This window comes from Enterococcus sp. AMC1086, from assembly GCF_058216575.1.
The window spans coordinates 2,830,384-2,844,582 of record NZ_CM177100.1; the positions used below are offsets into that span (position 1 = coordinate 2,830,384).

Genomic DNA, 14,199 nt, shown 5'->3' on the forward strand with positions numbered 1-14,199 from the left:
AATTTTTCCTCCTTGTATCTAAGGTGTATCACCTAGCTGCAACAAAATGGTTGCTTGATACTCCCCTAATCGTCGAATACCGCCAGCAGGAATTTCTAACATAAAGCCAGATTCTCCTTTATCCCACTCTTCACTGATACTATATTGACCAGATGAATGGTGTGTCTGAGTCGTTATTGGTTGAGCATTGTTCATAGAAAGTACCACATTATCCTGTGCATTTATTTTATAGCGGATCGCATCTGGTAAAATCTTACTTTGGTCTCTTTGACTTGTTAATGGACTTTGAAGCGTCGCTGTTAAAGTCCATTTACTAAGATTTTCTCGGTTATCCCAAATAATCAACGGTTTATCATAGGATGCTTTGTCTACTTTCGTTGAGAAAATCCCCACGCTTTTTATGCCAAAATCTAATGTACTTGGTGCTGATTCAATAAACAAAGTCCCTTTAAATTTGTATCGTACGACTTTTCCTTCTTCTGTTACGAGTATAGCGGTTTCGTCTTTTGGCGATTGATCAAGAATATATTTTTTAGTTTGAATAGCTTCGAGTGCATTCATCACTTCTTGATTGATTGTTAAATCAATCGTTTGACCTATTGTTCCTTCAATAACTACTGGATCAAAAATAACTGTATCTTCTTCATCTAGAAACTCTACCGTTACGGTTGCAACGCTCTTTAAAACTGTCACGATTATTTTTTTGCTAACGAATGAATCTCCTTGACCATAAGACAATGTCACTTCATAGTTACCTGCTGATACAATCGAATTGTTCTCTTCAGGATCTGGCAAAGTACCGTTGTCTATCTTGATAGTTGAAATAGGTAGATTTTCACCCGTCTTTGCATCCTGTAACGTAATGTGTCCTTTATCCAAAATCAGCTTCGTTAAATCGTCGCTAGACGTTGGATACTCTTTGGCTGCGATACTAAAGTCTTTTCCATTTAAAACATATAATTTATCTTTTGAAACTTCTGCATCTGGATCTTTCACAAAAATCGGCACATCGACTTCAGCACTATTTCCAGCTTCATCTGTTAATTGCAGCTTAAAGCTCTTTGAACCTATTTTAGATACTAAAGTTGGAATGTCTTGATCTGGAAGTAGCGTCACTTTGATATTATCTTTTGACGTTACGTTATCGCTCCATTCACTTAAAAATACTGTATAGTCGGTCACATCATTGATTGCTGCTCTATCGTCCAGATTAATAATTGTTAGTTTACCGGTTCCTATTGGTGGTTGAGTATCTTTAAACGTAACCGTGATCGTTTTTGAAGCATCTCCTACCTCTAAGATAATTGGATATGCTTTCCCTTGCTCAGTTCCTACATTTGACGTATCAATCGATAGTTTGGATGAATCTGCTGTAATATCTATTGCCTGTTCACCAGAAATATCAAATCCTTTTACGCTTCCTTGTTCAATAACGATTTCACGAATCGTTTGTTGTGACCAATCTGATTGATCTGTGATAAAGTTTTTTCCGGTAACTGCTCCTGTTGCGCCAAGAATCCAGTTTTCATCGTAAACAAAAATTTGTGTGGTAATCACTGAAGCATTGTCACTTTCGTCAGTAAACTTAATCTGAATAGTTTTCACCCCGATAGATGAAACCAATGCCTCAATATTTTGAGGATCGATCAACTCTGCTTGAATTTTTTCCACAGGTGTCGAATTGTCGTTCAAATCAGTTACAAATTGTTTTAAGTCTCCATTCAATATGGCATCGCTATCACCTAAATTTATCTTCGTGACTTTACTTTTAGCACTTGGTGGCTGGGTATCCTTAAAAGTTACTGTGATTGTTTTTTTAGCATCTCCAGCAATTAGAGTAATGGGATAGGGTATATCCATTTTATTGCCCACGTCTTTAATGTCTATTGTAAATTTGTCGGCATTTTCTGTTACCTCAGTAATCCTATCAGCAGCTAACAAGTAGCCTTTAGCTTCTCCTTTATCGATGACTGTTGCTCTTGCAGTATCTTCATTCCAGTCAGCTAAATCAGCTACAAAGTTTTTTCCTCTAACGGCTCCATTTGTCCCAACAACAGTGTGTGAATCAATTACTAATAATGGAACATTGATTGTGGCAGAGTTACCTGCAGCATCCGTAACGATTACAGCCAATTCTTTTAAGCCAACGGACTTGACCTGTTCTTGCTTTTCTTGTTCTGTTGTTTTCCAAGTCACAGTTAGTTGATTAGTCGGTGTTGTCTCATCCGATATATCGGTTAGTACTTGTTTAGGATCACTCGGGATCCCTTCTACTGAATTTAGCGTTGTTTTTTGACTTACTGGCTTTGCTGTTGGCGGGAGTTTATCAATCAACTTCACTTCAACAGTGGCATTTCTCAAATCATCATCAACTAATTGGATTTTTCCAGTTGTACCACCGGCATATTTTTTAAAATCAACTTCAGAAAAATGCCAATTACCTTCATCATCCGTTGTGGTTTTATACGTATCAGCCCCTACTGTAAGAGTTAATTCTGCATTTATTGCTTGTTTGTCTACATACGAACCATCCGGCATTTTATAATCTGTATGACCAGATAACCCTACTTTGTTATTGGGAATTTCATAGGTATCGTCTACAAGACTAATTTCTTTTTCCACTATTACGACAGGAAGTAATATATCATTTGCCCATCTACTGTACTGATTAAAATTAAATTTGCTTTGCATGTCGTTATCTGAAGACGTTACGGTTCCACGATTCGTTGTATGCAAACCGGTTATCTCAAAGGTTGAAACTCCTTGCCAAATATTTGAAGGATTCCCAACCCCATTTGAGTTGTTGTCCCAAACAGCATGGTTCATATTTTTCACACTGACCGTACTTCTTGATCCTGAATCATAGGCATAGAAGAATTGATTTCTGCCAAAATATTTAATATCAAAAATTTCCGGATTATCAACAACTAAATCCATTTTGTATGAAAATATAGCTCCATAACTGGCATTTTTTCCTAAAGTAGAAATTTCTGTCACAGAATTTTCGGCTGATTTAATGCTTGCGTGTGGTGTTTGTGCATTTGAACCATTACTCGTTATTGTTCTCAACGCACTTCCATAATTTTTAGCAATCGCTCTGAGCGTTCCGTTGTTTTCTATGTGACGATAGTTAGCAATAACATTTTGATAAGGTACATTTGTGGCGGTTCCGTTATTTTCAGCATATACTTTCGCGTTTTTTTGCACTAAAAATTTAGCACTTTCTGATCCACGCTTATCCCAACTATTGTTTGTTCCATAATTGGGCGCTAGCGCAAAATTTAATGGTCCATAGTAAAAAGCATATTCACTAGGATTGTTCGTGCTTGTTCCAGTAGTGGAATAAATATCAGCATTCTCAGGATCATTTGGGTCATTTTCATTACCATACATCGTAATATTGGTAGCCACTACACCTTTACCTTCTGTATAGAGATCATTTTTCCCCTTAAAAATAACTTCTTTCGCCAAAAATAAATAGGCGAATTCATCAGATGAATCCACATTCAAATTTTTAAATGTAACGATCAAATTTGCATTTTGTCCATCTGTAGCAAGGTTAGAAGCACTTGTGTTATCTGCCCTACCATCAAATATTGGTCCTCTGTAGTATCTAGAGGTATGACCAGAAGATGTTACTTTGCCTTTTTCTTCAGCTGAACTGAAAAGCGTAAAGTCTGTAAAGCTTGCATAACCTTTTAGAAGTAATTTTCCATTATTTCCTGAAAAATTCAATGTGTTTCCATTTAGATCAATGTGCTTGTTTGTACTAACTGTTGCTGTAGTTGTGATAGTTAATGTTGGAATATCCAAATAATAGTCAACTTCTGTAGTATCTGACATCGCACTATTCCAGTCCGTAATTGAACGTATGGCTATTCCTTTTGGCATCGTTTTAATTGAATTATTTAAAGTCTCTGTGTTATGATTTGTTTTGAAAGTACCTTCTGCAGAAATGTTACTTTCATTTAACTTTAAAAAAACTAATGTTATTAAAAGAATACCCAAAATAACGATCAGCATATTTCTTTTATGCTTACTTTTCAAATTTTCCCCTCCTTATTTGAGCATTAAATGGCTAATGAACGATTTTTTACCCAATAACAATCACCTCCATTTTATTAATAAATGTTATAGACACTCTTTTTTGTAGTTTAGCGAGGCAAGAACATAATTCTACGAGTTATACCTTTGCCTTAAGGAATCCGAATAAACGGTAGGAGCAGAAGCAACTCCTTCTTAAATAAGTTGATATTCACAAAAATTTGAAGCGCAATTTTCGTTAGTTCTTTCTTATTTCTCGGAGTTAAACACTTCTGTCCCAACCCCGCTCAACTATACGTGGTTCGGCAAAATAGATTATGAATAGAAACGATTGTTTAATCGTTCAGCTTCAAAACATATCCTTTAGAGCGAGTCGTTTTAATGGAAAATTGATCACTTTTATTTGTTTTTTTTCTTAAAAAGCAAATAAGATTAGCTAAACGAAATCTGTTCTCTTCACTATTACTATTCCATAATTTTTCACATAATTCTTCGTAACTAACAGTATCATTTGCTCGTTCATACAAGTAACTAAATAAACGATATTCGATTAACGTCAACTGCTTCTCCTTACCGTTGACAAAAACAGTTTGATTTCGTTCATTCAAGAATGAATGTTTCGTTTTAGGCGATCTATCCGATGCTCTATTCCGTACTCTAGAAAAAGTGTTTTTTACTATATAAGATAACTTGTTTAGATCAGCAAATGACGTAATGACATCATTTGCACCTAATTCAAAGAGTATCTTTTTTTCATTTTCTATGGGGGTATTTGAATAAATCCATACAAACGCACTTGGATTTTTATTAGAAGCAATAAGCCAATCAATAGTCTCAACTAAACGATTTTCTCCATTCATTTCAATGACAAGGCCATCTAGCAAAGTCAATTGGCTTTGTTCTTTTATTTGTAATAGCTCACAATCACTTGATTGGAAAATATTGATTAATTCATTATTAGACGTATACTGATCCGTTAAAATTCCTAGTTTTAACAACAGAGTCGCTCCTTTGTTTATTTCTTGTTTGTAAAAAGAACAAGAAAATGTATTGTTTCGGCTGTTACAACACATGATATTCGACAGTTGACGGCTGTTTTGACGGCGTTTCTACTAGCCTTTGCTACTGATTAAGCGAATCGCTTTTCTTTTTTCACTCAAAAATGAATTGAGATAAATATCTAGAGTCATTTTTGAAGAATGATGCCCTAACAATGCACTTATTGTCACGATCGTAACGCCTTTTTCAAGGCACCTTGTAGCAAATGTATGTCTGAGCGCATGGAAATGTATGTTTTTTAGCGAAGCATCCTGACAGATTTTTTTGAACCAATACAAGATTATTCTTGGTTCACAAGGTGAACTATCTCCAAAAACATGTGACCCAATAGCCATCTTTCTTTTCTCTCTCAATAGTTGATACAAGTTGGTTGATAAGGGAATTGTTCGTTCCGAAGAAGAACTTTTAGGGCTATGCTCAATAATAATTGTTTTCGTTTGACTTACGGGATCGAGTGATTGGATTCGTTGAACTGTTCGACGTACATGAAGTAGTTTCGAAGAAAAGTCAATATCTTTCCATTTTAAACCAGAGATTTCACCAATTCTTAGACCTGTTTCTAATGCTAATATGACCGGAAGTCCATTCTCGTTGCTGCGTGCACTCTTGCATAAACGATTTTGTTCTATTTTGGTCAAAGCCTGCACTTTTTTATTTTCTGCTTTCGGAATAGTTGCACCTTTACAAGGATTTCTTGTGATCAATCCTTTTTTTACGGCATCTTCTAAACAGGTCCTTAAAACTTGCAACATTACACGAGTTGAACTGATGCTAAGTTTGGTTTCAAGTTGTCGAAGCCAGAGATTTATTTTTTCAGTTGTCAAATCAGCAAGAGCTATCTCACCTAAAGAAGGTTGGATATGCTGTCTGTATTTATTCGTATAACTTACAAAAGTGCTGATTTTTACCCGTTTTTTTACAATTTCTAACCAGTGTGCAGCCCACTGATTTAATGATCCACAATAGATTGGCAGTGAGTTTTGTCCATAGTTTTCTTGATGGAAAGATTTCATTAGAATTAGTTTTTGTTTTGCATTTTTGTACGAATAATCATAGATATATCCGTAATGAATAGTACCATTAGGTTTTCTACCTTTGATATACCGTCCTTCCCAACGTCCATCTTTCCTTTTATAAATATTTTCACCTTTTTTAGACATAGATAATCCACCTTTTTGCTATTATTTTTTGACGGCGTTTTGACGGCTGATTTTCAAATTAGACAAAGAAAAGCAAAAATCAACAGTAAGAATAGATAAAAAAAATTTACAAAGATACTTTTTTATCTTTTTTATTAAAAATATAAAAAAATAAAATTAGTGTTGACTTATATTTATTAAACATATATCATTGAATTTATAAATAAATCTAATTTTATTAATATTTATTTTTTTTTAAGCTTAAATACTCTTTCTTGTTCTTTTTACAAACAAGAAGTTTTATTCCTCTATTTTTCAAAACATCAAGTTCAATAAACATAAATTTTTACAAGTCAGCTATTTTAGCTGCACAATCTTTCTTTCATTTCTTTTTGCTTTTGATGCACACTAAAAAACGTTAAATAGACAAATTTCAAGTGTAAAACAACATTGATTTTCTAGTTTTTCATCATGTTTCCCACTTTTTTTGAGCTTATTTAACCTAATTCTCTTCAATCATAAGCTAAAAACTAATAAAAAAAACACAATATTCCGTCTTTTAATTAGACAGATTTTATTTATATTTTAAAAAAATATAAAATTAAGTCTTATATGATTTAAGTGCTATTTTAGTCTTTAAATAGCACTTAATCTTCTCCTTATTTCGACCAAATCTCTTTCTTTTATTGGAAAGTCAAACGTATATGATTGTGTTATACTGAATTTTTGTACTTCAAACAGATTTGGAATATTCGTTAGAATAATATCCGGTCTTTGTTTTGTTTGTTCATTTGTGAAAGCGATGTTAAATTCATAACTAAAATAATCACTTATTTTTTCTTTAATACTTTCTTTTATGATCGATGGAAAATCCGTTACTAAGTAGATTTTTATGACGGGTTCATATAAATTAAGAGGTTTAATAGATGAAAACAAAAGCATGTACTTCTGTAAAAGAAATTCTTTGTCTAAAAATAAATCATTTTTCGTTTCTCGATATAGCTCATCAATAAATGTTTCTAACTTTTGTTTTAGATTGGGAAAATTATACTCAGGTTCATTTAAAACATGGTAGCCATCTAAGTCAACAGGCATCGGATTGAATACTTTGCAAAATAAATGAGCACAAAAACTGGTTACAAAAAAATGATTTTGAGCACGATAAGGAATTGGAAAAAAGGTTTCACTAAATTTATTGATAAAATATTTCGTTGCTAGATAAATATCGGATTGACATTTTTTATGATACATGAAAATTTGATACCTTAAATTTTTAGATTCATAAAATTTTGTTTTCATTTGAAGTAACAAGATATAAAAATATAGCTCTGACGCTTCTGATATTTGATAACTTTCAGTAATATAATTGGAGAATGGTACTTTTTTTAGAACACTTTGAAGATCAACATAATTTTGCCATTCAGGTTCAAATTCAATAATATGGTTTTTCCTTACTCGTATAAGATTGATTGCTAATATGTAACTCATTTGTTTTCTTTGAATCTCTGATAAGTTTAAGTTAAATGCTTCTGAAAACAAGTCTAATGTTTGATGTGCTTTTTTAAAGTCAATTGCTCCAAATGGCCATTTTTCTCCTTTAAAAAGGACCCAACTTAGAATAAAGATCATTCCTCTGATATTTTTTTCTTTTCCAATAAATTGAAATTCACCTCTAGACAGACAAATATCATATATATTCAAAAAATTTTTTATTTTCTTCAGACTCTCTCGAATTGAATTCTCACTTTTAAAATTTTTTATTGCGTATTTTCTTACTGAGAATGAATCTTCTAACATTATTTTTTTTAAAATTTTTATTCGTCCATCTAAATCAAAGACATACATCTTAAATTCCGTATAGTTACTGTTTACGACCATATCAAGCTGAATTCCTTTAAACTTTTCATAGCGGAGAATAATAGGATATTCTTTTGTCTTATTGTATTCATCAATCTTTTCTTTTAATTGATAAATATAGCGATGAATTGTTCTTTCGACCACGTTTAATCTTATTCCTAATTCATGTACACTGTACCATCGATGACTTTCAGAAATAATATCGATTAATTGTAGTATCAACTTATTATTTTCTTCTAACAATTCAAATATATCCTCTTCCAAAAGTTTTCCTTCTTTCCTAAATTAATTGGCAACTACTGCTTTAAGTTCAAAAAATGGAAATATCTCATACTATCAACTCTCATTGTAAGGGATTATTAAGGGTAACTATTTATTTTGTTGGTCGTTTTACTCGACAAATTCCCAAATATATACTTTATAAATATTTTTTTAATTTAATTTTTAGCATAAATTTTTTTTTATTTTTTCGTTCATCTTTTTTTCTACCTTATGTAAAACACCACACAACTATCAAAATTTGGACTTATTTTTATTCCTAACTCACTTCATCACTTAACGATTCAATTTATTTCCGTTCGATAAATCGTACCTTTTATCTCTTTTAAAGCTATTATTATGGCATTTCTTTGCTTTATGTACTTTCCAACTTTTGTTTTATTCATTGTCGTTTCTTTTGCAATAATTTTAGAGAATCATATCCGAGTACCAAAATAAACAGCTAGTTTTATATTTTTAGCTGTGACTCATTATTTTTCATATCAGCTATTTTCTAAAAAAAAAACGGACCCTCCTATGAAACAAAGAGGAATCCATTTTTTTTATTCAAATACAAATTGATTATGATATAACTCCGCATAAAAACCATCTTGTTTTAATAGTTCATGATGATTTCCTTCTTCGATCACTTCACCGTTTCTTAAAACAACGATTCGATCTGCATTCAAAATTGTTTTCAATCGATGTGCAATAACAAAGCTTGTTCTTCCTTTGATCGCTTCATCCATTGCTTTTTGAATTTTTGCTTCTGTTACAGTATCTACGTTACTGGTTGCTTCGTCCAAAATTAGTAATGATGGATTAGTAATAATTGTACGCGCGATACTGATTAATTGTTTTTGCCCCGTACTAAAGATATTATTTTCTTCAGTTATTTCTGTATCATAGCCTTTTTCTTGCGCCATGATAAATTCGTGGATATTCGCTTGTTTGGCTGCTTCAATAATTTCTTCATTCGTAGATTCTGGTTTTCCAAATGAAATATTAGCACGAATCGTTCCAGAAAACAGGACAGAATCTTGCAAAACGATTCCAACATGCGTTCGCAAGCTACTTAAATCGATGTCTCGAATATCTGCTCCGTCGAATGCCACTGAACCGCTGTTCACATCATAAAAACGATTTAATAAATTCATGATGGTCGTCTTGCCTGAACCCGTTGGACCAACTAAAGCAACCATCTCACCTTTTTTAACATTGATCGAAACATCTTTTAAGATAGGTACTTCTGGATCATAACCAAAGTCAACATGGTTCAGCGTAACTGATTCATTGATACCATCAATCCTTTTACCATCTTTTGGATTGACTTCGTCAGGTTCATCAAACATTTCATTCAAACGGCGAGCACCTGTGATCGCTAATTGGATCATGCTATAGCCAGACGAAATCTGCATTAGTGGTTGGTAATATTGTTGTGAGTACTGAACGAATGTTACCACTAACCCCAGAGCAACAGTTTTTTCTAAATCTCCGTTTAGTGCCAACCAACCGCCAAAGAAAATCACAATAGCTGTATTTACTAAGGACATTCCCTGCATCATTGGAAATAATAGACCTGAATAAACTTGACCTTTGAATGTTGCTTTACGTACGGTTTGATTGTGTTCAAGAAAACCATCTATTGTCTCTTCTTGCAAACCATTTGTAATGATTACACGTTGTCCACTAATTTTTTCATCCATGTAGCCGTTTAATTTTCCAACTTCATCTTGTTGGATATCAACATATTTACGTGCTTTGCTGATGACGATCACCGCAATTAAAATGGCAACTGGCGTTGAGGCAATCGTCGCCCATGCTAACTGAACATTTTGACGAAACATCATGATCAAGATCCCAACAAATAAGGCTGCATTGGTCAATACTTGAAGCAATGCTTGGTTCAAACTATTTTGGATATTATCTAAATCACTAGTAAATCGACTTAAAATTTCACCATCTTGATGAGAGTCAAAGAAGCGGATTGTCAGCTTTTCTAGTTTATTGAATAAACCGATACGCATACGGTTTGTTGACTTTCCAACAACTTGGGTAAATAGGATGCTGTAAATGAAATTTGCCGCACTCGTTAAAACATAGAACATTAATAACTTCCAAATCACACTGATAAATTTAGATTTATCATCTGTTCCTTGAGATAAGGCCCCCACGTAATTAGCCAATTCTTGGATTGCTTCCCCAACAAATTGAGGTGCTTTTACTTGAAAATAAGTGGCCATCACAATCGTCACAAAAATGAAAAAGAATGTGAGTTTATAACGTTTTAAATAATGAAAAAAGAATTTACTTGCTCTAATTAAATCAGTCATTACTCTTCATCTCTCCCTTTTTGTGTTTCGTAAATTTCTTGATAAATAGGATTCGTTTTAACTAACTCTTCATGCGAACCTTCGCCGACCAATTGTCCTTTGTCCAAGACTAAGATACGGTCTGCATGAACAACAGATGAAATTTTTTGTGCAATAACAATTGTTGTCGTTTCTTTCAAATCATTATCCAACGCTTCTCTTACTAATCTTTCTGAACGGGCGTCCAAGGCGCTTGTACTATCATCTAAAATTAAAACCTTAGGATCACCTATTACTCCTCGCGAAATAGATAAACGCTGCTTTTGTCCTCCTGAAAAATTGTTACTACGTTCAGCAACAGGGGCTTCATATTGAAGTGCTAATTTTTCGATAAATTCTTTGGCTTGCGCAATCTCCGTTGCACGAGACATATCGGATTCACTAGCATCTTTTTTTCCTTGTCGTAAATTTTCTGAGATTGTTCCCGAGAAAAGAATTGCTTTTTGCAAAACAAATGAGACTGTTTTACGTAAGCTACGTTCATTGACCTCTTTCAAATCTACACCACCAACTTCTACCGTACCTTTTGAGGGATCAAATAATCGAGGAATCAATTGTGCCAAAGTCGATTTACCAGCTCCTGTAGCTCCTACGATCCCTATCATTTCACCAGGCTTAATCGAAAATGAGATATCTTTCAGCGTATCTGTATCATCGCCTGGATAACGGAAACTAACATGATCAAAAACCACACTACCTTCTAAATTTTGTTCCGGTACATCTTTATAAGTAAGAGCTGGAACTGTATCCATCACTTCTTTGATTCGTTTGATTGAAACCGCTGCACGAGACGTCATCATCATCATCATTCCACCGATAATGATAGCCATCATGATTTGCATCAAGTAACTCATAAATGACGCAATTCCACCGATTAAAGTCGGATCATCTTTTACTAAATTACTAACCAGGAAAATCGAGCCGACAATGGCTAAATTAGCTGCTAACATAAAAGATGGGATCATGACAGAAAAAAGAGTCCCTACAATCAGATTATGCTTCGTCAATTCTTCACTTACTTTACTAAAACGATCTAATTCATTTTTTTCCTGAACAAATGATTTAACAACACGAATTCCTAAAAGATTCTCTTTGGCTAAACCATTCACCTTATCGATTAATTTTTGAATAAGTGCAAAATGTTTGCCCATTTGAGAAAATGAGAGTGCTGTGATAATAAATACAGCGATCACTAGTAAAATAATCACCCACCACAATTGCGGTAATGTCATCATTGCTAAAATAAAACTACCGATAAACAATATCGGAATTCTAAACAACGACTGCAATGCGATCATAATCACATTTTGAATTTGAGTAACGTCATTCGTTAAACGAACCACTAAATTTCCAGCTGAAAATTCTTCAATATTTCCAAATGAAAAAGTTTGGATCTTACGAAATGTTGCCTCACGAATATCTGCACTCACACCTTGTGCGACTTTAGCAGAATAAATCGTGTTAAAGACACCTGCAATCAAACCAAGGCCTGCGATTCCAATCAAATACAGTCCAAGTTCTTTCATTTGGCTTTTATCCTCTTTAATAATTGCTTCTAATACTTTTTGTAATAGCTTAGGCTGCCATAAAGCCGACATAACCATAATAATTACGGTAAACAATGCTATGGTCACTTCCAGCTTGTATTTTTTGACATGTTCCATTATGATACTCACTTAATCCCAACTTTCTTTGTAAAACTAGCCTTGTCTGATTCGTTGTGCAACTATCAACGATCATTTAGTGTTATTATAAATAAATCAAAGGATGAGACACATTCATTTTCATTGACTTCACAAACTTAACACTGTAAAATTAGGCCGCATCACAATGTACCATTTTTAGAAGCAAAATTCAAGAACTTAGCTTACATTTTTATATAAAAGGATGAGAAAATTGGAAGAAAAGCTATCAAAAGAAAAAATCGTTCGAGCAGCATTTGAATTATTAACGGAAAATCCTGAATTAGAAAAGCTATCTATGCGCAAAGTCGCTCAAAAGCTTGATATTCAAGCACCAGCGATTTATTGGCATGTAGAAAATAAACAGGCACTGCTTCAAAGTATGGCTGAAGAAATAGAAAACCGATTTATACCGCCAGAACCTAAAGAAAATTGGAAAGAGACACTCTATGCCTATATGGAAAATTATTACGAATTGTATCAGTCCTTTCCATGTGCCATCGAAATCGAAATTCAAACGATCCCATCCTATCCCTCTCGTTTAAGAAATCTTGATGCAATGCTTGCTATTCTTCATGAAGCCGGATTTTCTATCGAATTGAGTTATATGACCATCACCTCGTTACAGCACTTGTTATTTGGTATGCTAATGGATTCTTCTGAAGAGAAAAAACTTTACAATAAAGTAATAGCTGGTGACGATTATTTGAAGAAACAAATCATCTTGATGAAACAATATGTTCAAGAACATAAGTTAAACAATATCAGTGAAAGCATTCAATATCGCCAAAAAGCAAAGCAAAAAGAGTTCTTCATGAAGACATTGCGAGTGTTTTTAAACGGTTTAGATGCATTTGTCTAATCATAAATACACAAAAAACGCTGGGAAAGAAGAGATTTCTTCTGCTCCCAGCGTTTTCTGCATTTAGGATGTGAAACAAAAGTGAATATTCCTTTTGTCTCACATCCTTGTTCATTTATTTATCTAAAGGTAACCACTCTAACACACGTTGAATCCATGTATCCCAAAACAACCAGTCATGATTACCCGGACCTGTCTCAAAGGTATGCTCAATGTTGTGAGCTGTCAGTGCTGCCGCCATTTTTTTATTGCCATGTAATAGTAAATCTTCTTCACCACAACATAGAAAAATATTCGGGGCATTTTTTCCACTAGCTATAAGTTGTTCAAGCAAGAACATTGGATCATTGATCGATCCTTGAACGTTCTCCAATGGACCAAAAATTCCTTCCCAGAAATTTCTTCCTTTGACTGCTAACAAATCTTCCATCCGGTCCGCAAGATTCACAGCACCTGATAAAGAGGCTATGGCTCCAAACTTTTCTGGTTTAGCTAGACCTAGTTTTAACGCTCCATAGCCCCCCATCGAAAGACCTACTGCAAAAGTTTTTTCTCTTCTCGTTGTCAACTGTGGAAATAATTCATGACAGATATTGGGTAACTCTTCTGATATAAACGTCCAATAATTCATTTCATAACGTGTATCTGTGTACCAACCAAGATCAGTTGAAGGCATAATCACGGCCATTCCCAAATCTGAAACATAGCGTTCTATCGATGTTCTACGTTCCCAAACGCTATGATTTCCACCCATTCCATGAAGTAAATACAGCACAGGAACGTCTGCAACGTTTCCTTTTGTTGCTGTACCAATTTTTTTCTCCGTTTTTTGAGGCAGAATAACATTTACCGATACTTCCATTTCTAGCACGTTTGAATAAATATTTGCTTGCAAAAAGGCCATCTATTATCCCTCATTTTCTGTT

The 14,199-nt window shown here is 33.8% G+C and carries 8 protein-coding genes; 1 reads left to right on the forward strand and 7 read right to left on the reverse strand.

Features of this window, described 5'->3' with window-relative positions; all coding sequences use genetic code 11:
* Nucleotides 1-18: 18 nt before the first annotated feature.
* The 6 genes from AC4BC4_RS13305 to AC4BC4_RS13330 all read right to left on the reverse strand — a co-directional run bounded on the left by AC4BC4_RS13305 (nt 19) and on the right by AC4BC4_RS13330 (nt 12,393).
* Nucleotides 19-4,047 (reverse strand): hypothetical protein, encoded by a 4,029-nt coding sequence (locus AC4BC4_RS13305; RefSeq protein WP_490476009.1) that lies wholly within the window; start codon nt 4,045-4,047, stop codon nt 19-21.
* 332 nt (nt 4,048-4,379) lie between these two features.
* On the reverse strand, nt 4,380-5,042 hold the full coding sequence (locus AC4BC4_RS13310; protein WP_490476010.1) for a winged helix-turn-helix domain-containing protein: 663 nt from the start codon (nt 5,040-5,042) through the stop codon (nt 4,380-4,382).
* Between the two features lie 114 nt (nt 5,043-5,156).
* Entirely contained in the window at nt 5,157-6,263 is a 1,107-nt protein-coding gene (locus AC4BC4_RS13315) for a tyrosine-type recombinase/integrase (protein WP_490476011.1), read from the reverse strand.
* A 615-nt stretch (nt 6,264-6,878) separates the two neighbouring features.
* Nucleotides 6,879-8,363 carry a helix-turn-helix domain-containing protein gene (locus AC4BC4_RS13320; protein WP_490476012.1) on the reverse strand — a complete coding sequence of 495 codons (1,485 nt, stop codon included), beginning with the start codon at nt 8,361-8,363 and terminating at the stop codon, nt 6,879-6,881.
* Between the two features lie 557 nt (nt 8,364-8,920).
* A complete protein-coding gene (locus tag AC4BC4_RS13325) occupies nt 8,921-10,690 on the reverse strand; it encodes an ABC transporter ATP-binding protein (protein WP_490476013.1) in 1,770 nt (589 codons plus the stop codon).
* Nucleotides 10,690-12,393 carry an ABC transporter ATP-binding protein gene (locus AC4BC4_RS13330; protein ID WP_490476014.1) on the reverse strand — a complete coding sequence of 568 codons (1,704 nt, stop codon included), beginning with the start codon at nt 12,391-12,393 and terminating at the stop codon, nt 10,690-10,692. The genes AC4BC4_RS13325 and AC4BC4_RS13330 overlap by 1 nt, the downstream gene beginning before the upstream one ends.
* Before the next feature lie 232 nt (nt 12,394-12,625).
* Here AC4BC4_RS13330 and AC4BC4_RS13335 point away from each other — a divergent pair, with 232 nt between their 5' ends.
* Nucleotides 12,626-13,273 (forward strand): TetR/AcrR family transcriptional regulator C-terminal domain-containing protein, encoded by a 648-nt coding sequence (locus AC4BC4_RS13335; protein WP_490476015.1) that lies wholly within the window; start codon nt 12,626-12,628, stop codon nt 13,271-13,273.
* A gap of 115 nt (nt 13,274-13,388) precedes the next feature.
* Here the strand turns inward: AC4BC4_RS13335 and AC4BC4_RS13340 are convergent, their stop codons facing one another.
* The gene (locus tag AC4BC4_RS13340; RefSeq protein WP_490476016.1) at nt 13,389-14,177 is read right to left on the reverse strand and encodes an alpha/beta hydrolase; all 789 of its coding nucleotides are present in this window, start codon (nt 14,175-14,177) and stop codon (nt 13,389-13,391) included.
* Between the last annotated feature and the right edge of the window lie 22 nt (nt 14,178-14,199).